Here is a 24,121-nt window from a genome sequence, read left to right as displayed (position 1 = left end):
AGGATGAAAGTCCGAATTTCCGCGGCACTCGCACTCCTGCTGGTCGTTTCGGCCTGCTCCGCCGGATCGACGGCCTCGGTCAGCTCGGGCCCGGACACGCTCGCGGTCGGGTTCACCGCCGAGCCGGCGAACTTCGACTTCACCCGCACCGACGGCACCGCCATCCCCCAGGCCCTGCTCTACAACGTCTACGAGGGCCTGGTGAAGCTCGACCCGACGGGCAAGATCGTCCCGCTGCTGGCGCGATCCTGGACCGTCAGCGACGACCGGCGCACCTACGACTTCCAGCTCCAGCCCGGCGTGAAGTTCAGCAACGGCGCCCCGTTCACAGCCGACGACGTGCGGTTCTCGATCGACCGGGTCAAGACCGACTGGACGATCTCCATCAAGTCCAAGATGGACGTCGTGGACCACGTCGAGGTGGTCGACCCGCTGCACGCGCGCGTGGTGCTGAAGAAACCGAGCAACGGCTGGCTGTTCGACATGACCGGCCGTGTGGGCGCGATGTTCAGCCCGACCGGCGTCGCGGACCTGGCGAACACGCCCGTCGGCACCGGGCCGTACCACGTGCAGTCGCGGCGGCGCGGCGATTCGATCGTGCTCGCCGCCAACCCCGCCTACTGGGGCAAGCCGCCGGCCTACAAGACCGTGATCCTCAAGTACATCAAGGATCCGACCGCGCTGAACAACGCCCTGCTCAGCAACGGCATCGACGTCATCGCGCAGATCACCGCGCCCGACTCGATCCCGCAGTTCGAGAACGACACCCGCTTCACCGTCCTGCAGGGCACCACGAACGGCGAGGTCGTGCTGTCCTTCAACGGCCGGAAGGCCCCGTTCGACGACGTGCGCGTGCGCCGCGCGCTCATCCTGGCCGTCGACCGGAAGGCGTTGCTGGACACCGCGTGGGCCGGCCGCGGCACGGTGCTCGGCAGCATGGTCCCGCCCACCGATCCCTGGTACGAGGACCTGTCCGGCTACTACCCGCACGATCCGGCGCAGGCGAAGGCCCTGCTCGCCGAGGCCGGGCAGAGCAACCTGTCGTTCACCCTGCGCGTGGCGAACCTGCCCTACGCGACGGCCGCCGCGCAGGTGGTCGCCTCCGACCTGGCCGACATCGGCGTGCACGTGACGATCGAGCCCCTGGACTTCCCCGCGGTGTGGCTCAAGCAGGTCTTCACCGACCACGACTTCGACGCCTCGATCGTGCAGCACGTGGAGGCGCGCGACATCACGACCTTCGGGAACCCCAAGTACTACTGGGGTTACGACAACCCGCGGGTCAGGCAGCTGATCGCGGACGCCGACGCCGGGACACCGGAGCAGCAGGTCGCGGACATGCGCGAGGTGGCTCGGACGATCACCGCCGACGCGGCCGCCAACTGGTTGTTCCTGTACCCGAACGTCGTGGTGGCGAAGAAGAAGGTGACCGGACTGGCCGCGAACCAGGTCAGCGAGTCCTTCGATCTGACGGGACTGGGCTGATGGGGCGCGGGCTGATGGCGTTCACGATCGTGCGCCGCGTGGCGATCCTGGTGGTCAGCGTGCTGGTCGCCTCGATCGTGGTGTTCGCGTTCATGGCGGTGCTGCCCGGCGATCCGGCGCAGGTCGCGCTCGGCGTCAACGCCACCCCGGAGCTGCTCGCCAAGACGCGCCACGACTTCGGCCTGGACCGGCCGGTCGTCGAGCAGTACCTGAGCTGGATGGGCGGCGTACTGCACGGCGACTTCGGCCGCTCCTACGTCACCGGCGAGGCGATCGGCCCGCAGCTGATCGACCGGCTGGGCGTGACGTTGTGGCTGGTGGGCGCCGGAATGCTGGTCGCGGTGGTCCTCGCCGTGCCGTTCGGCGCGCTCGCCGCCGTGTGGCACCGGCGCTTCGGCGGAACCGCGATCTCCGGTCTCTCGCAGCTGGGCGTGGCGGTGCCGGCGTTCCTCGCCGGGATCCTGCTCGTGCAGGTCTTCGCCGTGCAGCTGCGCTGGCTGCCCTCGGGTGGGTGGACGCCGCCGGACCAGGACACCGGCGAGTTCCTGCGCGGGCTGGTCCTGCCCGCGCTCTCGCTCGGCATCGTGCAGGGCGCGGTGCTCACCCGTTACGTCCGCTCGGCCGTGCTGGACACGCTCGGCCAGGACTACCTGCGCACCGCCCGCTCCAAGGGGCTCCGCCCGTACCCGGCGCTGATGCGGCACGGCATGCGCAACGCCGCGGTGCCGGTGGTGACCGTGCTCGGACTGCAGCTGACCACGTTGCTGATCGGCGCCGTCGTGGTGGAGCGCGTGTTCGTGCTGCCGGGCCTGGGCAGCATGCTGCTGGACTCGGTGTCGGCGCGGGATCTGCTGTCGGTGCAGGCCATCGTGCTCGTGCTGGTGGTGGCGGTGCTGGTGGTCAACTTCGTGGTCGACCTGCTCTACGTGGTGATCGACCCCCGGCTGAGGACGGCTCGATGAGCGCAGCAGTCAAGGGACGGACTTCACCGGCGCTGATCGCGGGCGCGGTCCTGGTCGGGCTCGTGGTGCTCGCCGCGCTCGTGTCGTTCGCCTGGACGCCGCACGATCCGCTCAAGGTCGAATCGACCGCGCGGCTGCTCGGTCCGACCGGCGAGTTCTGGTTCGGGACGGACAAGTTCGGCCGGGACGTGTTCAGCCAGATCCTGGTCGGGGCGCGCACCACGCTCTACGTCGGCGTGATCGCGGTCGGTGTGGCGGCGATCGCCGGGACGCCGCTGGGGATCCTCGCCGGGATGTCGAACCGGTGGCTCGGCGAGTTCGTCATGCGCGTCAACGACCTGGTGCTCGCCTTCCCCGCGCTGCTGCTGGCGATCATGCTCGGCGCGGTCTACGGCGCCAGCACCGTCACCGCGATGATCGCGATCGGCGTCGCGACCATCCCCTCGTTCGCGCGGGTGGCCCGCTCCGGCACGTTGCAGGTGATGAGCACCGAATACGTGCTCGCGTCGCGCGCGGCCGGCCGGTCGCGGTTCTTCGTGGCGCGACGGCACGTGCTGCCGAACATCGGCGGGCTGGTGATCGTGCAGTGCTCGGTGTCGTTCGGCATCGCGGTGCTGGCCGAGGCGGCGCTGTCGTTCCTCGGTTTCGGCACCCGGCCGCCGACACCGTCCTGGGGCCGGATGCTGCAGGAGTCCCAGGAACTGCTGACCGTGCACCCGCGGCTGGCGCTGGTGCCGGGCCTGGCCATCGCGGTCGCGGTGCTCGGGTTCAACCTGCTCGGTGACGGCCTGCGCGACCGTCTCGACCCACGGCTGGAGCGGCGATGACCCTCGAGGTGGCGCAGTTGTCCGTGTTCACCGGTGCGCGACAGCTCGTGCACGACGTGTCGTTCGAGGTCGGCCGGGGTGAGCGGGTCGGGCTGATCGGCGAGTCCGGGTCCGGCAAGTCGCTGACCGCGTCGGCGGTGATGGGCCTGCTCCCGGAGGGGCTGCGCGCGACGGGCTCGGCGAAGCTGACGGGCACCGAGCTGCTGGGGGCGTCCGAGCGCGAGCTGTCGGGCCGGCGTGGGCGGGACCTGGCGATGGTGTTCCAGGAGCCGATGACCGCGCTGAACCCGCTGATGCGCGTCGGGCGTCAGGTCGCCGAGTCGATACGCCTGCACGGCGACAAGTCGAGGCGTGCGGCACAGCGGGCGGCCGTCGCCCTGCTGGACGCGGTGAAGCTGCCCGATCCGGAACAGCTCGCCCGCGCCTACCCGCACCAGCTCTCCGGCGGCCAGCGGCAGCGGGTCATGCTGGCGATAGCCCTGGCCAACGACCCGGCGCTGCTGATCTGCGACGAGCCGACGACCGCGCTGGACGTGACGGTGCAGGCCCAGGTGCTCGACCTGATCCTGGCCGGCGTGGCGGAGCGGGACACCGCACTGCTGTTCATCACGCACGACCTCGCGGTGGTGGCGAAGGTGTGCACGCGGGTGCTGGTGATGCACGAGGGCCGGATGGTCGAGGAGGGGTCCACTTCGGACGTTCTCACCCGGCCGGCGCACGACTACACCAGGAAGCTGCTGGCGGCGTCGGACCTGGAGGCGGCGTGATCGAACTGCGGGAGGTCCACCGCACGTACCGGCGGCCGCGCGAGGTGCACGCCCTGCGCGGGGTGTCGGTCGAGATCGAAGCCGGGCAGCGGTTCGGCATCGTCGGCGAGTCCGGCTCGGGCAAGTCGACGCTGGTGCGCCTGCTCGCCGGGCTCGACCGGCCGAGCGCCGGGGAGATCCGGTTCGCGGGCCGTCGGATCGACGGCCTGCCCGAGCGGAAGCTGCGGTTCCTGCGCGAGGCGCTGCAGGTCGTGTTCCAGGACCCGATGGGCTCGCTCGACCCGCGCATGCGCGTGCGGGACATCATCTGCGAACCGCTCGGCCGCCGCGATCCGGACCGCGTCGCGGAGCTGCTGACCGCGGTCGGGCTGCCCGCGGACGCGGCGGGCCGCTACCCGCACCAGTTCTCCGGCGGGCAGCGGCAGCGCATCTCGATCGCCCGCGCGCTCGCGCCGCGGCCGCGGGTGCTCGTCGCGGACGAGCCGGTCAGCGCGCTGGACGTGTCGGTGCGCAAGCAGATCCTCGACCTGCTCGCCGAGCTCACCGACCGGTTCGAGCTGACGCTCGTGTTCGTTTCGCACGACCTCGCCGTGGTACGACGGGTGTGCGACACGGTCGCCGTGATGCGGCACGGGGAGCTCGTCGAGCTGGGCCCGGTGGAACAGGTCTACGACGATCCGCGACATCCCTACACGCGGGAACTCCTCGCCGCGGCGCCGAACCTGCGTGCGGAACTGGCCAGGTTGCAGGGAGGACGATGATGTTCGACCCCTATCCCGACGGACTGCCGATCGGGTCCGACTGGGTGTCCACACCGGACACCGCGGAGATCAGGTTCCCCTACGACGGCTGCGTGGTCGCGCGGGCGCCGGTGGGCACGGCCGACCTGGCGCACCTCGCGGTCAGCGAGGCGGTGCTGGTCGCGCGGCAGGTGGCGAAGCTGCCCTCGCACGTGCGGCGCGAGGTGCTGCTGGGCGTGCACCGGTCGCTGCTGGAATGGCGCGACGAGCTGGAGGGCCTGCTGGTCGTGGAGACCGGCAAGCCGCTGGTCGACTGCCGCGTCGAGGTCGCGCGCACGCTGGTGACCTGGCAGGCGGCCGCCGAAGAGGTCGCCCGGCTGCACGGCGAGACGGTGCCGCTGGACCTGCTGCCCTCCGGCGAGGGGCTGACCGGGTTCTGGGTGCGCAAGCCGATCGGCGTGGTGGTCGGGATCGCCGGGTTCAACTACCCGTTGCTGCTCGCGTCGCACAAGATCGCACCGGCGATCGCGGCCGCCTGCCCGGTGATCGTCAAACCGGCACCGCAGACGCCGCTCGCGACCCTGTGGCTGGTGCACCTCGTGCGCGAGGCCGCGGCGGCCGCGGACGCGCCGCTGCCGATGGTCCAGCTGGTCACCGGGGACGCCGAGGTCGGCTCGGCCCTGGTCACCGACCGGCGGATCGGCGCGGTGTCGTTCACCGGGTCGGCCGCCGTCGGGCACCGGATCGCCAAGGACGCCGCGCCCACGAAAACGCTGCTGGAGCTGGGTTCCAACGCCGCGCTCGTGGTCGCCGGGGACGCGGACCTGGACGCCGCGGTGGACGCGGTGCTGCGCGGCGGCTTCTACGCGTCCGGCCAGGCGTGCATCTCGGTGCAGCGGCTGCTGGTCGTCGACGACGTGGCCGACGTGTTCACCGAGCGGCTGCTGGCCCGGATGCCCGAGGTCGTCGTGGGCGATCCGCGGGACGAGAAGACACGGGTGTCGGCGCTGATCGACGAACGGTCCACGCGCCGCGTGCTCGACTGGATCTCCGCGGCGGTCGCGGCGGGCGCGAAGGTGGCCGCGGGCGGTGAGGCCGTGGACGGGATCATCCGGCCGACCGTGCTGACCGACGTGCCCGACGGCGTGGACTGCTGGGACGAGGAGATCTTCGGCCCCGTGGTGTGCCTGCGCCGGGTGCCCGACGTCGAGACGGCGTTCGCGCTGGTCAACGACTCGCGGTACGGCCTGCACGCGAGCGTGTTCACCGGTTCGCTGCGCACCGCCGTGCGCGCGATCGACGAGCTGGAGGTCGGCGGGGTCGTGGTGAACGAGGTGCCCGGGTTCCGGTCGGACACCATGCCCTATGGCGGTGTGAAGGACTCCGGCATCGGCCGCGAGGGGCCGCGGTTCGCGATCGACGAGCTGACCGTGACGCGGATGGCGGTGATCCGGGCGTGAACTACGAGAAGCTGTTCCGGCTCGACGGGAAGCGGGCCGTGGTGCTCGGCGCGGGCAGCGGCATCGGCCGCGAGTCGGCGCTCGCCCTGGCCGCGCACGGCGCCGAGGTGGTGTGCGCGGACCGCAACGCCGCCGCCGCCCGCGAGGCCGCGGGTGAGATCGGCGGCCGGTCGTACGAGATCGATGTGCTCGACCCCGGTGCCGTCGACCGCGCGGCCGCGGAGCTGGGCGAGATCGACGTCGTCGTCCTGACCGCCGCCACCAACGTGCGCAAACGCCTGCTCGACTACCGGCGCGAGGAGTTCGACCGGGTTGTCGCGTTGAACCTGGGTGCGACCTTCGACGTCGTCCGGGCTTTCGGCGCGGGCATGGTCGAGCGCGGGCGCGGCAGCATCATCGGGTTCTCCTCGATCCGCGGCACCACAGTGGAACCGGGCCAGGGGCCGTACGCCGCGACGAAGGCCGGACTCGTGCAGCTGTTCCGCACCGCGGCCGCCGAGTTCGGGCCGTCCGGGGTGCGGGTCAACGCGATCGCTCCGGGGGTGGTGGAGACCCCGCTGACCGAGCAGATCAAGGCGAGCCCGGACTGGTACGCCGCCTACGCGGGCAAGAGCGCGCTCGGCCGCTGGGCGAAGGCGTCCGAACTGGCCGGTGCCGTCGTCTACCTGGCCTCGGACGCCGCGAGCTTCGTCACCGGGGCGGTGCTGGCCGTCGACGGTGGCTGGACCGCGGTCGACGGCCGCTACACACCGCCGGAATGAGGAGGGACCGTCCGTGGAGTTGACCGGTCTGACCGCGACCGACCTGCTCGCCGCCTACCGTGCCGGGACGCTGTCCCCGGTCGAGGTCACCGAGGCGGTGCTCGCCCGCATCGACGCGCTGGAGCCGTCGCTGCACGCGCTCTACGCCTACGACCCGTCGCAGGCGCGGGACGCGGCGAAGGCCTCCGAGCAGCGCTGGGCCGCGGGGGAGGCGGGCCCGCTCGACGGCGTGCCGATCACCTTGAAGGAGAACATCGCGACCCGGGGCACGCCGGTCCCGCTGGGCACCGCGGCCACCGAACTCGTCCCGGCTCCGGCCGACGCGCCCGCCGCCGCCCGTGTCCGCGAGGCCGGCGCGGTGCTGCTCGGCAAGACCACGATGCCCGACTACGGGATGCTGACCTCGGGGTTGTCGAGCTTCCACACCGCGAGCCGCAACCCGTGGGACCTGGCGCGCACGCCCGGCGGGTCCAGTGCGGGCGCCGCCGCCGCGGCTGCCGCCGGGTACGGGCCGCTGCACGTGGGCACCGACATCGGCGGCTCGATCCGGCTGCCCGCCGGGTGGTGCGGCCTGGTCGGGCTGAAGCCGAGCTTCGGGCGGGTGCCGGTGCACCCGCCGTTCCCCGGCCGCGTCGCCGGGCCGATGACCCGGACGGTCGCCGACGCCGCGTTGCTGATGGGTGTGCTGTCCGCGCCGGACAACCGGGACCACCTGAGCCTGCCCCCGGCGGAAATCGCCTGGTCCCAGCTGGATTTCGACGTCACCGGACTGCGGCTGGGGCTGCAGCTGGACGCCGGCGTCGGCCTGCCGGTGGAGGACGACGTGCGCGCCGCGGTGCTCGCCGCGGCCCGCCGGTTCGAGGCGGCCGGGGCCGTCGTGGAGCCGGTCGAACCGTTCCTGACCAGGGAAATGCTCGACGGCCTCGACGACTTCTGGCGGGTCCGGGCGTGGTGCGACATCAGCGCGCTGCCGCCGGAACGCCAGGCGCTCGTGCTGCCCTACATCCTCACCTGGGCGCAGGGCGGCGCGGAGGTGTCCGGGGTCGCGACCTACCGCGGCTTCGCGCAGATGGACGCGATCAGCGTCGCCGCGCTGCGCGCCACCGAGCCGTACGACTTCGTCCTGTCGCCCACCTGCCCCGTTTCCGCGCCGCCCGCCGAGTGGGCCTCGCCCACGAACGACCCGGCGCGTCCGTTCGAGCACATCGCGTTCACCGTGCCCTACAACATGTCCGGGCAGCCCGCGGTGTCGTTGAACTGCGGTTATACGAGTGGGGGACAGCCGGTCGGGCTGCAGGTCGCCGGACGGCGGTTCGACGACCTCGGTGTGCTCCAGGTGGCTGCAGCATTCGAAGGAATTCGCGACCCGCAGCGTTCTCCGGGGGTGTGATTACGCGCCATCTGCGGGACGATCGAGCCATGCGGATGGTGTACACCGGAGCGGACGAGGAAGAGTTCATCGACGCCCGGCAGCGGCTGCTCGTCGAGCTGGACGCCTGGTCGCAGATGCGGCAACGGGTCGTGGATCCGGTCGTCGCCGGGGCCATGCTGGACTTCCGCTTCGAACGGGACGGCCTGCTCGGCCGCTGGAGCCGTGACGTCCTCCGCAACGCGCTGCTCGTGTGGTTCCCCCGCAAGGTCGTGCTGCTCGACCCGCACTCCTCGACGGTGCTGTCCACCGTCGAGGCGCTGATGGACTTCTTCGACGACGCCGACCTGCTGGACGAGCGCAGCGAGGACCCGGTGCTGCTGCGGTCGTACCTGACGGCGATCGCCGACCGGTTCGACGCGGCGATGGGCGAACCGTCCAACTTCGGGCTCGCCAAGTTCTGGGCCGTCGCGATGGCCGAGCACGGCATCGACCCGCTGAACGAGGTCGCCGCGCAGGCGTTCATCGACCGGGTCCGGCGGGGCGAGGTCGAGGTCGACCAGGACCTGCTGCACGACCTCGCGTACCGGCACTACCAGGGCGACCCGGACGCCGAGGTGGCCGCGCCGTCGCCGGTGTTCCCGCTGGCCAGTGCGGAGCGGCTCACCGCGGAGGCCGAGGTGACGCCGGTCGTGCCGCAGCTGCGCCGGTTCGTCGAGTGGGTCGGCGACGGGCGGGATCTGGCCGAGGTCGGCGCCCCGGCCGAGTTCGTGACGATGGCCAAGCGCGCGGGCGTGGTGCGGGTCTACCGCGGTCGGCTGGTGCGGGTGAAGAAGGCCGCGCGGCGGCTGGCCGACCCGGTTCAGCTGTGGCGGGCCGCGGTGGGGTCCGTGCTGAGCAACCCGCTGGCGGCGGAGATGGTCACCGAGCTGGCCACCGAACCGGCGACGATCCCGATGCTGGTGGAGATGCTCGGCGGGGACGGGGGCACGATCCTGCGCGTGGTACGCCGGCTGGCCGAGTACGGGCTGGTGGAGGTGTTCCCGGCGGGCGAGGAGTACCTCGAGGACCTGCTGGACTTCGCCGGCGTGGACTACCTGGACGACGTGCCCGAGCAGGAACGCCAGGTGGTCCAGCTGCTGCCGCTGGGCGTGCAGGCCGCGTACGAGCTGCGCGTCGCCGAGGGCGAGCCGGTGCTGACGGTCGCGGACCTGGCGGGCGAGACGGCGGAGGTCCTCTTCGCCCGGCTGGCGCCACTGGACCCCCAGATCCTCGACGACGGTGCCCGCACGTGGTTGCGGGCGAGGGAACCGGAGCGGGCGATCGCCGAGCTGTCCGCGCTGGCCCGCCGCACCGACGATTTCGAGCACCGGATGCTGGCGTTCCGCCTGCTGGCGCGCCTGGGCGGCGACGGTGTCGCGGCGATCGCGGCCCTGCGGGACCACTCCGCGGCCGGCCCGGCGGCACTGGCCTGGCTGTTCGACGCCGGTTTGATCGACCGCAGCGAGGTCGCGGGCCGCGAACGCACCTACTCGAAGGTGGACCTCCTGGCCACCGACATCCGCACCGAGGGCCGCGAAAAGGCGCTGGCGGACTTCGCCGCGCAACCCCGCCCGGACCAGCTGCTGTTCCTCGCCGGCGCGACGATCTGCGGCCACCCGAGCGCACGGGAAGTCCTGGAGTCGGTCGTGGTGGCCCACCCGGACCGGGCCGTGTCGAACGCCGCGCGCAAGGCACTGGACTGGCTGCACGAGGAGTCGTAGCGGCGGGCGGGGTCCGGCGAGCGGGAAAGGCGGACTCAGCCCTTCGCCGCGATGGCCTCGGCCAGTGCGAGGATCCGCTGCGCGTTGTCGACGTGCAGGTTCTCGATCATCCTTCCGTCGACGGTGACCACGCCGCGACCCTCGGCCTTCGCCTCCTCGAACGCGGCGATGATCTTCCGCGCCTGGGTGATCTCGTCCTCCGACGGCGCGAACACCCGGTTGCACGGATCGATCTGTCCGGGGTGGATCAGCGTCTTGCCGTCGAACCCGAACTGCCGTCCCTGGCGGCACTCCGCTTCGAAACCGTCGATGTCCTTCACGTCGTTGTAGACGCCGTCGAGGATCACCTTGCCCGTCGCGCGGGCGGCGAGCAGGCACAGCGACAAACCGCCGAGCAGCGGCGCGCGGCCCGGGACGAATTCCGCCTGCAGTTCCTTGGCCAGGTCGTTCGTCCCCATCACGAGCACCGCCAGGCGCTCGCTCGCGGCGGCGATCTCTTCCGCGTGCAGCATCGCCACCGGGGTTTCGACCATCGCCCAGATCTTGGTGTGCTCGGGCGCCCCGGAGAGTTCCAGGGCGCGCTCGACGTTGTGCACGTCGGCCGCCGAGTCGACCTTCGGCACGACCACCGCCGCGGGACCGGCCTGGGCCGCCGCACGCAGGTCCGCGTCGTGCCACTCGGTGTCCAGCCCGTTGACCCGGATCGTCACCTCGCGGTGTCCGTACTCACCGGAGGCGGCCGCCGTGCACACCCGCTCCCGCGCCGCTTCCTTCGCGTCGGGGGCGACCGCGTCCTCCAGGTCGAGGATCAACGCGTCCGCCGGCAGCGTCTTCGCCTTCTCCAGCGCCCGCTCGTTCGCGCCCGGCATGTACAGCACGGACCGCCGCGGCTTCACCTCGGTCATGCCAGCGCTTCCTCCGTCGCCTCGTCGTACGCCCGCTTCAGCTCGGGGTCGCGCCCGGCCAGCTTGTCGGCCAGTTCCGCGACCACCCGGCACTGCTTGACCGAGGCGTCGTCCTGCATCTTCCCGTCGATCATGACCGCGCCGGTGCCGTCGCCCATCGCGGCGATCACCTTGCGCGCCCACGCCACCTCGCCGGGCTCCGGCGAGAACACCCGCTTCGCGATGTCGATCTGCGCCGGGTGCAGCGACCACGCGCCGACACAGCCGAGCAGGAACGCGTTGCGGAACTGGTCCTCGCAGGCCACGACGTCGCGGATGTCCCCGAACGGCCCGTAGTACGGCAGGATCCCGTGCAGCGCGCACGCGTCCACCATCCGCGCGACCGTGTAGTGCCACAGGTCCTGCTGGTAGGTGGTGCGCCCCGCGGTCAGGTCGTCGCCGACCGGGTCCGTGCGCACCAGGTAGCCGGGGTGACCGCCGCCGACGCGGGTCGTCTTCATGCGACGGCTCGCCGCGAGGTCGGCCGGGCCCAGCGAGATGCCCTGCATGCGCGGGCTCGCACCGGCGATCTCTTCGACGTTCGCCACGCCGCTGGCCGTCTCCAGGATCGCGTGCACCAGCAGCGGCCGGGTCAGCCCGGCGCGCGCCTCCAGCTGGGCGAGCAGCCGGTCGACGTAGTGGATGTCCTGCGCGCCCTCGACCTTCGGCACCATGATCACGTCGAGCTTGTCGCCGATCTCGGTGACGAGCGTGATCAGGTCGTCCAGCACCCACGGTGAGTCCAGGCTGTTGACGCGCGTCCACAGCTGCGTCGAGCCGAAGTCGTTCGCCTTGGCGATCTCCACCAGACCCCGCCGCGCGGCCTCCTTGCGGTCGGCGCGCACGGCGTCCTCGAGGTTGCCGAGCAGGACGTCGACCTTCTTCGCCAGGTCCGGGACCTTCGCCGCCATCTTCTCGTTGCCCGGGTCGAAGAAGTGGATCATCCGCGAGGGCAGCGCGGGGATCTCGCGCACGGGATCCGGCGCCCCCACGGCGAGGGGCGCGAAGAAGTCCTTCGGCGAGCGCATCGGTCCTCCTAGGCGAACGGCCGGTGTAACCAGCGGGTAACCCTAACCTCGAATCTAGGGGAACCGCTGCGGCGAAGCTCACCTCGGAGTGGTGTGCGAACGCGTGACTGGGTGGTGCCGGATTTCACCGAACTGCAACTGCTGGGTGAAGGCGGGTTCGGCGAGGTCGTCCTCGCCCGACACGATCCGTCGGGCACGCTCGTCGCGATCAAGTACCTGTTCACCCGGTACCTGACCGACCCGGCGCGGCTGGGGGCGTTCCGCCGCGAGGCCGAGCTGCTGAGCCGCGTGCGGAGCCCGCACGTCACCCGCCTGTACGAGTTCCACGAGGGCCCGCGCGGCGCGGCGATCGTGATGGAGGCCATCCGCGGGGTCTCGCTGCGCGACGTGCTCGGCCACGACGGCGTCCTGCCACCCGAGGCCGCGCTGGCGGTCCTGAAGGGTTCCCTGCTCGGGCTGGCCGACGCGCACCGGGCGGGCGTGGTGCACCGCGACTACAAACCGGCGAACGTGCTCGTCGGCCCGGACCGGGAGAGCAAGCTGGTCGACTTCGGCATCGCCGTGCTGGCCGGCAGCGCGGGCGTCCCGGTCGGCACCCCGGCCTACATGGCGCCCGAGCAGTGGCGCGGCGCACCGGCGACGCCGGCGACCGACGTGTACGCGGCGACCTGCGTGTTCTTCCAGAGCGTCACCGGCCGCCGCCCGTTCGAGGGCACGACCACCGACGAGCTGCGCGACCTGCACGAGCACGCACCGGTACCGCTCGACGCGGTGCCCGGGCCGTTGCGCGGGCTCGTCGCGCGGGGCATGGCCAAGGACGCCGAGGGGCGCCCGCCCGCCGCGGCCGAGTTCGTCGCGGAACTGGAAACCGCCGCGGTCGCCGGGTACGGGCCCGACTGGGAGGAGCGCGGCCGGAACCGGTTGGCGCAGCGCGCCGGGGCGCTGCTGGCGTTGTCGCCGCTGGCCCTGCTCGGCGCCGGGACCGCGGCCGCGCCGGGTGCGGCGAGCGGGCTGGCGGCGGTCGGCACCGGCATGAGCCTGGGCGCGAAGATCGGCGCCGCGCTGGTCGCCGTCGCGGTCGGGGTCGGCGCGGTGGTCGGCACGGTCGCGGTGATCGGCGACGGCACTTCGCTGCCGCCGGTCGCCGCCGCGCCGCCCGCCGAGCAGCAGACGGCGGTGCAGGTGGCCCTGCGGACCCGCGCGGAAGCCGGCGCCGGCTACCACGTCGACGCCCAGTACGCGGCGGTGAGCGGGATGCGCGACCAGGCGCTGCAGGCGCGGATCAACGCCGCGCTCGCGAAACCGCTCGACGACTTCATCGACTACGTCCGGTCCGGGCTGACCGATCCGTCGGAGGACCCGCCGGTGCAGAACACCGTGCTCATCGGGTGGCAGACCGAGCCAGTTCGGCAACCACGGCGGTTACACCACCCTGTGGCTGGACCTCGACCTGACGACCGGTGAGGTGATCACCGCGGGGGACGTCTTCGACGGCATCGCCGAGGACCAGAACGCGATGAGCGCGCTGGAGGCCCGGATCATCGCCCGGTCGCCAGAGGGCTACTGCGACGGCGGCACCCCGTTCGGCGAGCGCACCCCGCTCGGCCCGGGGGACCTGCGGCCGTGGGGGATCCTCGACGTGCCCGCACTCCAGATCGGTTTCCGCCCCGACGGCGTGGTGTTCGGCCTCGCCACCGACGCGCGGAACTACCCGATGGCGTGCGGCTACCACGAGGTCGTGGTTCCCTATTCCGAAGTCGCGGACCTGATGACCCCGCTGGGACGGGAACTTCTCCCGTGATCCGTTCGTTGTCCACAGTGGAACGTGAAAGACGTTGCTCCGTTCGGCGGTACCGGAAGCCGGGCGTGCGCACCGCTCACCGGGTCGTCACCCGTTCGGAAGCAGTGTCGGGCTGAAGTCCCGATACCGCTCATCGACCGGTCACCGACCGTTGGGCGCCGCCGATCGCAGGCGCTCCCGTTGTTCACAGATCAACCGGCCCACCCCTGGTACCTCTTTCCCTGTGCCTCTTTCCACGAGGTGCGGGTAGGGAAGCAGCGGTAAGAGGAGGCGGATCGTGGCGGTTACACCAGGGCACACCGGAAACTCGGTGGTGGCCGGCGGACGATCGTTTCCGACCCGGGTGGTGCCGCCCATCGAACTGCCGGCCAGCGTCAGCCAGCTGGCCCAGGACGCCGCCGCGCAGCTGGGCTGGCGCGGGGTCGTCCTCCCCGAGGTGACGATGCTCGGCCGCCGCGTGTGCGTCGTGGCCAAGCTGCGCACCGACACCCACGCCGAGCGGATCGCGATGGGCGTGGGTCCGGTGACCGACCGCGCGACCGTCGCCACCTGGACGTGGCCCGAGTTCGCCCGGACTGCCCCGGCGCCGGCCGCGGAGATCGTCGGCGTCCTCGCCGTCGCCCGCCACTGGCGCACCGGCATGGCCTCCGCGGTGCCGTTCAGCCGCTACGGCGACGCCGCGATGGTGCTGCCGACCTCGGCCGTGCTCAGCCGCGACTACCTGGACAACTGCCTGCCGCGCGCCCGTTCCTACGGGGTGGCCGTGGTGACCGCCGACGAGAACGCGCGGGTCGACCTCGACGTCGACGTCCGCCGCGAGCGTCTCCTGCTGTCCGAGGACGCGGTGTCCCGCTGGGTCAACGAGATGGTCTACGAGCAGCTCCTCGCCTCCTACGACCTGCCCGTCGCCTGACCCGCGCCTAGAGTCGGTCCCATGCGAGTTGTGATCGCGGGAGGACACGGCAAGATCGCCCGTCACCTGGAGCGGCTGCTGGCCGGCACCGGTGACGAGGCGGTCGGCATCATCCGCAACGTCGAGCAGGCCGCCGACCTGCGCGACCTCAGCGCCGAGCCGGTCGTGCTCGACCTGGAGTCCGCCGCGGTCGACGAGGTCGCCGAAGTGCTCAAGGGCGCCGACGCCGCGGTGTTCGCGGCCGGTGCGGGCCCGGGTAGCGGTGCGGCGCGCAAGGAAACGGTCGACCTCGGCGCGGCGCGCCTGTTCGCCGACGCCGCCGAGCGCGCCGGTGTCCGGCGGCACATCCAGATCGGTTCGATGGGCGTCGACCGCCCGGCCCGCCCGGGCACCGACGAGGTGTTCGCCGCGTACCTGCGCGCGAAGAAGGCCGCCGAGGACGACCTGCGGGCGCGCGACCTGGACTGGACCATCGTGCGCCCCGGCCGCCTGACCGACGAGCCCGCCGTCGGCGAGGTGCACCTGGCCGATCGCGTCGACTACGGCGAGATCCCGCGCGAGGACGTCGCCGCGGTGCTGATCGCGCTCGTCGAGGAGCCGCGCTCGTTCCGCCGCACCCTCGAACTGGTCACCGGCAACACCCCGGTCGACGAGGCGATCACTCGCTTGTAGACGGTCCACTGTGGATCGCTCAGGCGAGCGGGCCCAGCACGCGGTCGAGGTAGGGGTTGCGGAACACGCCCGCCGGGTCGCAGCGCTGGGCCATCTTCACGAAGTCGTCGAAGTGCGGGTACCGCTCGCGCAGCGCGGACGCGTCCAGCGTGTGCATCTTGCCCCAGTGCGGGCGGCCGCCGACGGCGGCGACGATCGACTCGAACCCGGCGAAGTACTCGCGGTAGGGCATGCCGACGAACTGGTGGATCGCGATGTAGGCGGAGTCGCGGCCGTGTGCGGTGGACAGCCAGATGTCGTCCGCGGCCGCCACCCGGACCTCGACCGGGAACGCGACCGGGTTCTCCAGCCGCGGCACCAGCGCCCGCAGCTCGCCCAGCACCTCGTGCACTGATTCACGGGGAACCGCGTACTCCGACTCCACGAACCGCACCCCGCGGTGCGTCACGAACACCCGGTGCGAGGTGTCCGAGTACTCACGGGCGGACAGCACCGACGACGCGAACCGGCCGAGCGGCCGGACCAGTCGCGGCACCGCGCGGCCGATCCGGCACAGCGTGCCGAACGCGACGTTCTCCACGATCTCGTAGTCGAGGAACTCGCGAGCCCGGCTCAACGGCCGCTTCACCTCACCGGCCGGCAGCCGGTTGTTGCGCTTGACCAGCGCGTTCTTGCCGTACGGGAACCAGTAGAACTCGAAGTGGTCGTTCTCGGCGGCGAAGGTGTCGAAGCCCTCCAGCACCTGCTCGAGCGGCTCCGGCCGTTCCTGCGCGGCGAGCGCGAACGCCGGCTCGCACTGCAGGGTGACGTTCGTGATCACGCCCAGCGCGCCCAGCCCGACGCGGGCGGCGGCGAACAGGTCCGGCTGCCGGTCGGCCGAGCACGTCACGACCGAGCCGTCCGCCAGCACCAGTTCCAGCTGGACGATCTGGGTGGCCAGCCCGCCGAGCCGTGCGCCGGTTCCGTGCGTGCCGGTGGACACCGCGCCCGCGATGGTCTGCGCGTCGATGTCGCCGAGGTTCGTCAGCGCCAGGCCGAGCCCGTCGAGTTCGGCGTTGAGCTGCCGGATCGTGGTGCCGGACCGGACGGTGACGCGGTGGTTCGCGGCGTCCACGGCGGCGATCCCGGTCCACCCGGTCAGGTCGATCGCATCGGTGTCGGCGACCGCGATCGGCGTGAACGAGTGCCCGCTGCCCCAGGCGCGGACGCGGCGCCCGTCGACCGCGACCGCGGTGACGACCTCGGCGATCTCGGCCGCGCTCCGCGGGGTGTGGATCCGCTGCGGGTCGGCGCTCGCGGTACCCGACCAGTTCTGCCACCGGCTCATGTCGTGCTCACCCGTTCGGTTCCAATGACGAAACGGTAAGTGAAAGGTATTCGCGTTTCAAGGGGTTCTGACGTACCGTCCTAGCATGACGACGACCGCGACCGCGTACGACTCGGCGACGAAGGATCTCGATCCGCCGCTCGCCGTGGTCGACCTGGCCGCGTTCGACGCCAACGCCGCCGACCTCGTCCGTCGTGCGGCCGGGACGCCGATCCGCCTGGTCAGCAAGTCGGTTCGCTGCCGCTGGCTGATCGAGCGGGCGCTCGCGACGCCCGGCTTCGCGGGCCTGATGTGCTACTCGCTGGCCGAGGCCCTGTGGCACACCGGCCTCGGCACGAGCGACGACATCCTGGTCGCCTACCCCACGGCTGATTTCGGTGCCCTGCGCGCGCTCGCGGCCGACGAGAAGGCGCGGTCCGCGATCACGATCATGGTCGACTCGACTGCGCACCTGGACCTCGTGGACGCGGCGCTCGGGCACGACCACCCGGAGATCCGGGTGTGCCTGGAGCTCGACGCGTCCTGGCGGCCGCTGCCGTTCCTGCACGTCGGGACCCGCCGGTCGCCGGTCTTCACCGCGCGACAGGCGGCGGCGCTGGCCCGCCGGATCGTGGCGCGGCCCGGGTTCCGGCTGGCCGGGGTGATGGCCTACGAGGGACAGGTCGCCGGCCTCGGCGACGCCACCGGCAGCCGCCTGAACGACATCGCCGTGCGCTGGATGCAGCGCCGGTCGTCGGCCGAGCTGTCCCGGCGCCGGGCGGATGCCGTTGTCGCCGTGCGCGAGGTAGCCGACCTGGAGTTCGTCAACGGCGGCGGCAGCGGCAGCATCGAGCTGACCCGCGCCGAGCAGGTGGTCACCGAGGTCGCGGCGGGGTCCGGGCTGATCGGCTCGACGCTGTTCGACGGGTACACGCGGTTCCGTCCGCAGCCGGCGGTCCTGTTCGCGCTGCCGGTTGTCCACAAGCCGACGCGGAACATCGCCACGCTCTTCTCGGGCGGCTTCGTGGCATCCGGGCCGGCGTCGGGCACGCGCCTGCCGTCCCCGTTCCTGCCGGAGGGCTTGGAGCTGCTGCCGTTCGAGGGCGCGGGCGAGGTGCAAACCCCGGTGACCGGGAAGGCGGCACGCGACCTCCGGGTCGGCGACCGGGTGTGGATGCGCCACGCCAAGGCCGGCGAACTCGCCGAACGGTTCGACGAGTACCACGTCGTGGTGGACGGCCGGGTCGAGCGCACCGTGCCGACCTACCGGGGCGAACACCAGAACTTCGGCTGACTTGTCCACATGTCCACAACCCTGTGGACAACTCGGCTCAGTTGAGCGCTTCCGTCGCCTTCCGCAGCTCGTCGAGCGTCTGCCGGGCCAGCTCCGCGAAGCCCTGCTCGTTCGCCGGATCGACCCAGCGCGCGAAGGCGGTCCGCCAGGCCACGCTGCCGATCTCGGCGGCGAGGTTCGCGACGAGGTCCTCGACGCCGCGGTTCCGCAGCGCGTCCGCCATGGCCGCGGTGAGTGTCGTGCTCTTGAGCAACTCGCGCTCGCGCAGGTCGGTGTGCGCTTCGACGACGGACTGGCGCTGCCGCACCCACTCCCGCCGTTCCGGCCCGAAGGCCACCGACAGGGCCTCCAGCGCGGCGCCGATCGCGTCCAGCGGTGAGGCGGAGCCGGGAGCGCCGATGATCGCGTCGGTGAGGAGCCGGCTCAGCAGCTCCTGGCCGGAGAACAGCACTTCACGCTTGTCGGCGAAGTGGCGGAAGAAGGTCCGCTTCGTCAGCCCCGCCCGCTCGGCGATCTCCGCGACCGTCGTGCTGTCGTAGCCGTGCTCGACGAACAGGTCGAGCGCGGCCCGCATCAGCCGCTCCCGCGGGTTCGGCTCCCATCGGCCCATGCCTCCAGTCTAGGTGATGACACCGAGTGTCATACAGTGCTACTGTCGTGATGTCACCAAGTGACATCATTGGGTTCAGGAGGAACTTCTCATGCGTGTTTTCGTCACCGGAGCGAGCGGCCACGTGGGTTCGGCTCTGGTTCCCGAACTGCTCTCGGCCGGGCACGAGGTCGTCGGGCTGGCGCGGTCCGACGCGTCGGCCGCCGCGCTGGCCGCCGCCGGCGTCGAGGTGCGCCGTGGCGACCTGCGGGACCTGGACGTCCTGCGGCAGGCCGCGGCCGAGGCGGACGGCGTCATCCACCTCGCCTTCGACCACGAAGCCATGATCAGCGGGGACTTCGCGTCCGCGGGCGACGCCGATCTGGCCGCCGTCCAGGCGTTCGGGGACGCGCTGGCCGGCACCGGCAAGCCCTTGGTGATCACCTCGGGCACGGCGATGCTCGCCGCGCCCGGCCTGGCCCGCACCGCCACCGAGGACGACGTGCTGCCCGGCGGCTACCGGATCGACTCGGAGAACGCGGTCGTCGGGTTCGCCGACCGCGGCATCCGGTCGTCGGTCGTGCGGCTCCCGCCGAGCGTGCACAGCTCACTGGACAAGCACGGCTTCGTCCCGATCCTGATCGCGGCCGCGCGGACGGCGGGCCGGTCCGGCTACCCCGGCGACGGTGCCAACCGCTGGCCCGCGGTCCACACGCTCGACGCCGCGCGCCTCTACCGCCTGGCCCTGGAGAAGGCCCCGGCGGGCTCCCGGCTGCACGCCGTGGGCGACGAGGGCGTGCCGCTCCGTGAGATCGCCGAGACCATCGGCCGCCACCTGGGCCTGCCCGTGGAACGCATCCCGGACGACCGGGCGGAGGCCCACTTCGGCTTCCTGGCCCGCTTCGCCGCGATGGACAACCCGACGTCCAGCGCGCGCACCCAGCAGCTGCTGGACTGGAAGCCGGAGCAGCCCGGCCTGCTCGCCGACCTCGACGCGGGCCACTACTTCCAGGCCGTCTGAGGGTCCCCGACCCGCACGGACACCGTCGCTACTCCCCGAGGCGCGAGGCCAGGTACCCCTTGATGAGGTGCTTGGTCTCGCCCACGATCTCCGCGTCTCCCTGCGGGTCGCGGTGAAAGGCGAGCTTCAGCAGCCCGTCCGCGGCCTCGATCGCGACCGTCATCGCCAGCGACAGGCGGGGCGTGTTCAGGTCGATGTACTTGCCCACGAGGTCGGCCAGCGAGTCCGCGATGACCCGGTTGTTGTCCCGGCTGTCGTCGAGCAGCTGCCGGTCCACGACGTCACCGAAGTGGACCTTCGAGAAGCCCGGCACGGTCCGGTGCATCTCCAGGTAGATGTCCAGCACCGAATCGACCACGGCCCACCAGTGCCCCGGGTCCTCGCGGCTCAGCCGCTCGCTCACCGCCTGCACGAACCGGTCCAGGTTGCGCTGCGTGAGCGCCCGCACGACCGCCCGCTTGTCGGGGAAGAACTGGTACAGCGATCCGACGGCGACCCCGGCGCGCTTCGCGATCAGCGTGGTGGTCAACGCGTCGTAGCCGACCTCGTCGATCAGCTCCGCGCTCGCGTCCAGCATCTGCTCGACTCGCTTCGCGCTGCGCTGTTGTACGGGCTGCCGGCGAAGCGGAGTCGTCGTCGCCTGGGTCTCCGACACGTTGTGCTCCTTCTGGTGCTCTGAACAGGGACTTTAGCGCGCCGGACCGCTTCCCCCCGGTCGAGGGAACGGCTAGCATTTGAGAAATTTTCATATTGGCCCGGACGAAGGGACGGCGCCCCGTGGAGAACCTCACCTTCCCGCCCGGCTTCCTGTGGGGCGTGTCCACCTCGGCCTTCCAGATCGAGGGCGCCACCAGGGAGGACGGTCGCGGACCGTCCACCTGGGACACGTTCGCGCCGGGCCGCGCCGACGTCGCGTGCGACCACTACCACCGCTGGCCGGAGGACGTCGCGTTGCTGACCGAGCTCGGTGTGGGTGCCTACCGCTTCTCCTTCGCCTGGCCGCGGATCCACCCGGCGGGGTCCGGGCCGCCGAACCCGCGGGGCCTGGCGTTCTACGACCGGCTGCTGGACGCGCTGTGCGAGGCGGAGATCGCGCCGGTGGCCACGGTCTACCACTGGGACACGCCGCAGCCGCTCGAGGACGCCGGCGGCTGGCTGTCCCGGGACACGGCGTACCGGTTCGCCGAGTACGCGGCGGTCCTCGGCGAGCACTTCGCTGATCGCGTGCGGATGTGGATTCCCCTCAACGAGCCGATGGTGACGACGGTCTACGGATACGCGATCGGCGAGTACGCACCCGGCCGGACCCTCCTGCTGGACGCACTCCCCACCGCACATCACCAACACCTCGCCCACGGCCTCGCGGTCCAGGCTCTGCGGGCCGCGGGTGCGACGAACATCGGCACCGCCAACCATCATTGTCCAGTTTGGCCCACTTCAAACGCGGAAGCGGATCTCGCCGCCGCCCGCTGGCTGGACGCATTGTTGAACCGGACCTTTTCCGACCCGGTGCTACTCGGGAGTTATCCCGCGGAAATCGCGCCGCTGCTGCCCGCCGGACACGCCGATGACCTGCCGATCATCGCGCAACCACTGGATTTCTACGGCGTCAACTACTACGAGCCGCAGGGGGCGGCGGCACCGGGCGAAGGGAACCCGCTGCCGTTCGAACTTCGCCCGATCGAGGGTTTCCCGCGCACCACCAACGGCTCGCCGATCGTGCCCGCCGCGCTGCACGAGCTGCTCGTCCGCCTGCGCGACCGCTACCGCGAGCAGCTGCCGCCGATCCACATCACCGAGAACGGGGCGAGCTTCGACGGAATTCACGACCAGCAGCGGATCGACTTCCTGGAGGCACACCTGCGGTCCGTCCACTCCGCGATAACGGCGGGAGTTGAAGTCCGCGGGTATTTCGTCTGGTCGCTGCTGGACAATTTCGAATGGTCCCGGGGATACGCGCCGCGGTTCGGTCTCGTGCACGTCGACTACGAAACCCTGCGCCGGACCCCGAAGGACTCGTTCGCCTGGTACCGGAAGCTGGTGCGCACATGACCGGAACACGCACGCCCGACGCGCTCGCGGAACCGACCGTCCCCGTCCGGCCAGGGTGGATCGGCCTGCTCTTCGGCGCCAACATCGGGCTGTGGCTGGGCATCTACGCCCCGATCCAGGTGCTGCTGCCCGAACAGGCCGAACACCTGGACACCGCGCACAAGGAGCTGGTGTTCGGCATCGTCACCGGGGTCGGCGCGGTGGTCGCGCTGCTGACGAACCCACTGGTCGGACTCGCCTCGGACCGCACGCGGTCGCGCTTCGGCCGACGGCACCCGTGGACGCTCGCGGGCGCGCTCACCGGCGCGCTCGGCCTGGTGGTGCTGGCGATCGCGCCGAACGTGGTGGTGATGGTCGTCGGCTGGTGCCTCGTGCAGGCCGGGCTCGGCGGCATGCTCGCCACGCTCACCTCGGCGGTCCCGGACCGGGTGCCGGTCGGCCAGCGGGCGCGGATCGGCGGCCTGGTCGGGATCAGCCAGATGCTGGGCACCGTGCTCGGCGCGGTGCTGGTGACGGTCCTGGTCACCAGCCTGCCCGGCGGGTACCTGGCGTGCGCGGTGGTCGTGGTGGCCGGGGCGATCGCGTTCGTGCTGCGGACCAGGGACATCCCGCTGCCGCGCGACTGGCGGCCCGCCGCCGGCTGGCGGGCGGTGCTGCGCGAGCTGTGGGTTTCGCCGCGGCGGCACCCGGACTTCGCGTGGGCCTGGGGCTGTCACTTCCTGATCAACCTGGGCAACGCGCTCGGGACGTTCTTCCTGCTGTTCTTCCTCAAGGACTCGGTGCACCACCCGGACCCGGACACCGGCCTGCTGATCATGATGGGCCTGTACGGCGTCGCGCTGGTGATCGGCGGTCTGGTGGTCGGGCCGCTGTCCGACCGGACCGGCCGGCGCAAGCCGTACGTGCTGGCCGCGTCGGTGGTGATGGCCGCGGCGGCGGTCGTGCTGGTGCTGTGGCAGACCTGGCCCGCGGCGCTGGCGGCGTCCCCGCTGCTCGGCATCGGGTTCGGCGCGTACTGGGCGGTCGCGCTGGCCATCCTCACCGAGGTGCTGCCCGCCGCGCAGGACCGCGCCAAGGACCTCGGCGTCATCAACATCGCGAACGCGCTGCCGCAGGTGATCGCGCCGCTCGCGGCGACCGTCATCCTCGCGGAGCTGGGCGGGTACCCGGGGCTCTTCGCCGCGTCGGCCGTGGCCACCCTCGCCGCCGGCGCGCTCATCCTCGGGGTGCGCTCGGTCCGCTGACATGACCGAGGGCTCCTCCGGGAAGCCGGAGGAGCCCCCGGCTCCTTACCTTTGGGCCCGCGGGCCGGTGCCGGTCGGGGGAGGGGAGTGCAACGGCACCGGTCCGCGGAGTTTCGGGGCCACGGGGGCGGGGTGGTCAAGCTGCGATCTGCAACTTCGCGGCCTGACCATGATCAACAAGATAGCGGCGCACGGGGGTTCGCGCCAGGGGTTGCGGCCGAGTTTTTCGGATTAATCGGCGAACGGTCAGTGGTTCGCGACCTGCGGGATCAGCGCGTGCCGCCCCGTCGACTCGCCCGGCGCGGCACCCCGTGATTGGGCAGGCAGGCTCGGCTTCCGCCGCCACGGCCGCCGCAGGTCCTTCTGCGGGGCGAGGCCACCGGCGACGAGGTGCTCGTGCGCGACCTGCCACACCGAGCACGGCGCCTTGCAGCGGTGCCAGCGGGTGGAGCACGTCGGGCAGTCGCCACGCTCGTCGGGCTCGTGGGCGGTCAGCATCGCGCGCCAGCCCTCGGTCAGCCGCGGCAGTTCGGACCGGGCCACCGAGACCAGGGACTGCGCGTCCGCCCTGGTGGCGAGATCGGCGAGCATGTCGAGGCGTTCCCACACCGCGTTGCGGAGGACCTGCCCAAGGATCTGATCCATGGAAATCTCACCGTCACCTTTCCGCCAGTTTGGCGGCTTCGTTCAAGGCCGCCTGGAGCTGGCCGAGCTGGCCCGCGGTCAGGCGGGCCGTTTCCCCCGGAGGTCCGACGAGGACCACCTGGTTGTCCTGGACGAGCACGGTGACGCAGCGGTCGCGGTTGATCATGTCGCCGCACTGCACCCGCCACACCAGCTGGCCGCCCTCGTAGCGGCGCAGCTGCGCGGCACGCGGGTCCGGGGCGGGCATCGCCGGCCGGCTCGTGACCGGCGCACCGGCCGGGGCGAAGGAACGCCGGTGGACCTGGGCGCGTGGTGCCGAGATCGAGTTCATGAACTCCACCGCGTCTTCTCCGCTCTGTCGGTCGGGCTCGCTGTCCGTGTTCGTCGTAGCTCTGCGTGATCGCGGGGCGTATCCGCTCGGTCACACCGAACTCGAGAACTAGATTGCGATGAACCGCAGCCGAAGAGAAGACGAACG

At 71.8% G+C, this 24,121-nt stretch carries 24 protein-coding genes; 17 read left to right on the top strand and 7 right to left on the bottom strand.

The features are described 5' to 3' along the window. The first annotated feature begins 3 nt into the window (after positions 1–3). Genes FB470_RS10725 through FB470_RS10685 form a run of 9 tightly spaced genes read left to right on the top strand, consistent with a single transcriptional unit; the run spans position 4 to position 10,134 of the window. On the top strand, positions 4–1,485 hold the full coding sequence (locus FB470_RS10725) for an ABC transporter substrate-binding protein (protein ID WP_306990744.1): 1,482 nt from the start codon (positions 4–6) through the stop codon (positions 1,483–1,485). Between the two features lie 14 nt (positions 1,486–1,499). After that, positions 1,500–2,447, top strand: coding sequence for an ABC transporter permease (locus tag FB470_RS10720; protein WP_306999186.1), 948 nt, complete (start codon positions 1,500–1,502; stop codon positions 2,445–2,447). Beyond that, positions 2,444–3,274, top strand: a complete 831-nt coding sequence (locus FB470_RS10715; protein ID WP_306990743.1) for an ABC transporter permease — start codon at positions 2,444–2,446, stop codon at positions 3,272–3,274. The genes FB470_RS10720 and FB470_RS10715 overlap by 4 nt, the downstream gene beginning before the upstream one ends. After that, the gene (locus FB470_RS10710; protein WP_306990742.1) at positions 3,271–4,041 is read left to right on the top strand and encodes an ATP-binding cassette domain-containing protein; all 771 of its coding nucleotides are present in this window, start codon (positions 3,271–3,273) and stop codon (positions 4,039–4,041) included. The genes FB470_RS10715 and FB470_RS10710 overlap by 4 nt, the downstream gene beginning before the upstream one ends. After that, positions 4,038–4,802, top strand: a complete 765-nt coding sequence (locus FB470_RS10705; protein WP_306990741.1) for an ABC transporter ATP-binding protein — start codon at positions 4,038–4,040, stop codon at positions 4,800–4,802. The genes FB470_RS10710 and FB470_RS10705 overlap by 4 nt, the downstream gene beginning before the upstream one ends. Continuing rightward, complete coding sequence (locus tag FB470_RS10700) at positions 4,802–6,241, top strand: aldehyde dehydrogenase family protein (protein WP_306999184.1); 1,440 nt, start codon at positions 4,802–4,804, stop codon at positions 6,239–6,241. Before FB470_RS10705 ends, FB470_RS10700 begins: the two co-directional genes overlap by 1 nt. Next, positions 6,238–7,002 carry an SDR family NAD(P)-dependent oxidoreductase gene (locus tag FB470_RS10695; RefSeq protein ID WP_306990740.1) on the top strand — a complete coding sequence of 255 codons (765 nt, stop codon included), beginning with the start codon at positions 6,238–6,240 and terminating at the stop codon, positions 7,000–7,002. Before FB470_RS10700 ends, FB470_RS10695 begins: the two co-directional genes overlap by 4 nt. Before the next feature lie 13 nt (positions 7,003–7,015). Next, positions 7,016–8,392: an amidase gene (locus tag FB470_RS10690; protein ID WP_306990739.1), complete on the top strand. Its 1,377-nt coding sequence runs from the start codon at positions 7,016–7,018 to the stop codon at positions 8,390–8,392. A gap of 29 nt (positions 8,393–8,421) precedes the next feature. Then, a complete protein-coding gene (locus tag FB470_RS10685) occupies positions 8,422–10,134 on the top strand; it encodes a hypothetical protein (protein ID WP_306990738.1) in 1,713 nt (570 codons plus the stop codon). A gap of 35 nt (positions 10,135–10,169) precedes the next feature. On the opposite strand, the gene FB470_RS10680 is transcribed toward FB470_RS10685, so the two are convergent. Both FB470_RS10680 and FB470_RS10675 read right to left on the bottom strand, forming a co-directional pair. Then, positions 10,170–11,039, bottom strand: a complete 870-nt coding sequence (locus tag FB470_RS10680) for an HpcH/HpaI aldolase/citrate lyase family protein (protein WP_306990737.1) — start codon at positions 11,037–11,039, stop codon at positions 10,170–10,172. Beyond that, on the bottom strand, positions 11,036–12,106 hold the full coding sequence (locus FB470_RS10675; RefSeq protein WP_306990736.1) for an HpcH/HpaI aldolase/citrate lyase family protein: 1,071 nt from the start codon (positions 12,104–12,106) through the stop codon (positions 11,036–11,038). Before FB470_RS10675 ends, FB470_RS10680 begins: the two co-directional genes overlap by 4 nt. Before the next feature lie 93 nt (positions 12,107–12,199). Here FB470_RS10675 and FB470_RS10670 point away from each other — a divergent pair, with 93 nt between their 5' ends. The 4 genes from FB470_RS10670 to FB470_RS10655 all read left to right on the top strand — a co-directional run bounded on the left by FB470_RS10670 (position 12,200) and on the right by FB470_RS10655 (position 15,492). Continuing rightward, on the top strand, positions 12,200–13,570 hold the full coding sequence (locus tag FB470_RS10670; RefSeq protein ID WP_306990735.1) for a serine/threonine-protein kinase: 1,371 nt from the start codon (positions 12,200–12,202) through the stop codon (positions 13,568–13,570). Position 13,571: 1 nt separating this feature from the next. Further along, positions 13,572–13,907 carry a hypothetical protein gene (locus FB470_RS10665; protein WP_306990734.1) on the top strand — a complete coding sequence of 112 codons (336 nt, stop codon included), beginning with the start codon at positions 13,572–13,574 and terminating at the stop codon, positions 13,905–13,907. Positions 13,908–14,184: 277 nt separating this feature from the next. Beyond that, complete coding sequence (locus FB470_RS10660) at positions 14,185–14,820, top strand: hypothetical protein (RefSeq protein WP_306990733.1); 636 nt, start codon at positions 14,185–14,187, stop codon at positions 14,818–14,820. Positions 14,821–14,841: 21 nt separating this feature from the next. Further along, positions 14,842–15,492, top strand: a complete 651-nt coding sequence (locus FB470_RS10655; protein ID WP_306990732.1) for an SDR family oxidoreductase — start codon at positions 14,842–14,844, stop codon at positions 15,490–15,492. Between the two features lie 19 nt (positions 15,493–15,511). Here FB470_RS10655 and FB470_RS10650 read toward each other — a convergent pair whose 3' ends face one another. Continuing rightward, the gene (locus FB470_RS10650; protein WP_306990731.1) at positions 15,512–16,819 is read right to left on the bottom strand and encodes a D-arabinono-1,4-lactone oxidase; all 1,308 of its coding nucleotides are present in this window, start codon (positions 16,817–16,819) and stop codon (positions 15,512–15,514) included. A gap of 85 nt (positions 16,820–16,904) precedes the next feature. Here FB470_RS10650 and FB470_RS10645 point away from each other — a divergent pair, with 85 nt between their 5' ends. Continuing rightward, positions 16,905–18,092, top strand: a complete 1,188-nt coding sequence (locus FB470_RS10645) for an amino acid deaminase/aldolase (protein ID WP_306990730.1) — start codon at positions 16,905–16,907, stop codon at positions 18,090–18,092. A 37-nt stretch (positions 18,093–18,129) separates the two neighbouring features. Here the strand turns inward: FB470_RS10645 and FB470_RS10640 are convergent, their stop codons facing one another. Continuing rightward, positions 18,130–18,702: a TetR/AcrR family transcriptional regulator gene (locus tag FB470_RS10640; protein ID WP_306990729.1), complete on the bottom strand. Its 573-nt coding sequence runs from the start codon at positions 18,700–18,702 to the stop codon at positions 18,130–18,132. A 91-nt stretch (positions 18,703–18,793) separates the two neighbouring features. Between FB470_RS10640 and FB470_RS10635 the strand changes: the two genes are divergently transcribed. Then, positions 18,794–19,702, top strand: a complete 909-nt coding sequence (locus FB470_RS10635; RefSeq protein ID WP_306990728.1) for an SDR family oxidoreductase — start codon at positions 18,794–18,796, stop codon at positions 19,700–19,702. A gap of 28 nt (positions 19,703–19,730) precedes the next feature. Here FB470_RS10635 and FB470_RS10630 read toward each other — a convergent pair whose 3' ends face one another. After that, complete coding sequence (locus FB470_RS10630; protein WP_306990727.1) at positions 19,731–20,357, bottom strand: TetR/AcrR family transcriptional regulator; 627 nt, start codon at positions 20,355–20,357, stop codon at positions 19,731–19,733. 122 nt (positions 20,358–20,479) lie between these two features. Here FB470_RS10630 and FB470_RS10625 point away from each other — a divergent pair, with 122 nt between their 5' ends. Both FB470_RS10625 and FB470_RS10620 read left to right on the top strand, forming a co-directional pair. Continuing rightward, a complete protein-coding gene (locus FB470_RS10625; RefSeq protein ID WP_306990726.1) occupies positions 20,480–21,754 on the top strand; it encodes a GH1 family beta-glucosidase in 1,275 nt (424 codons plus the stop codon). After that, positions 21,751–22,998 carry an MFS transporter gene (locus FB470_RS10620; protein WP_306990725.1) on the top strand — a complete coding sequence of 416 codons (1,248 nt, stop codon included), beginning with the start codon at positions 21,751–21,753 and terminating at the stop codon, positions 22,996–22,998. Before FB470_RS10625 ends, FB470_RS10620 begins: the two co-directional genes overlap by 4 nt. Before the next feature lie 246 nt (positions 22,999–23,244). Here FB470_RS10620 and FB470_RS10615 read toward each other — a convergent pair whose 3' ends face one another. Both FB470_RS10615 and FB470_RS10610 read right to left on the bottom strand, forming a co-directional pair. Beyond that, the gene (locus tag FB470_RS10615) at positions 23,245–23,643 is read right to left on the bottom strand and encodes a hypothetical protein (protein WP_306990724.1); all 399 of its coding nucleotides are present in this window, start codon (positions 23,641–23,643) and stop codon (positions 23,245–23,247) included. 13 nt (positions 23,644–23,656) lie between these two features. Continuing rightward, complete coding sequence (locus tag FB470_RS10610; protein ID WP_370876459.1) at positions 23,657–23,983, bottom strand: hypothetical protein; 327 nt, start codon at positions 23,981–23,983, stop codon at positions 23,657–23,659. Positions 23,984–24,121: the final 138 nt, after the last annotated feature.

The sequence above is a fragment of the Amycolatopsis thermophila genome, from assembly GCF_030814215.1.
Taxonomy (GTDB): domain Bacteria; phylum Actinomycetota; class Actinomycetes; order Mycobacteriales; family Pseudonocardiaceae; genus Amycolatopsis_E; species Amycolatopsis_E thermophila.
The sequence above is the reverse complement of the archived record's forward strand: the minus strand, read 5'-3'. Positions and strand labels throughout refer to the sequence as shown.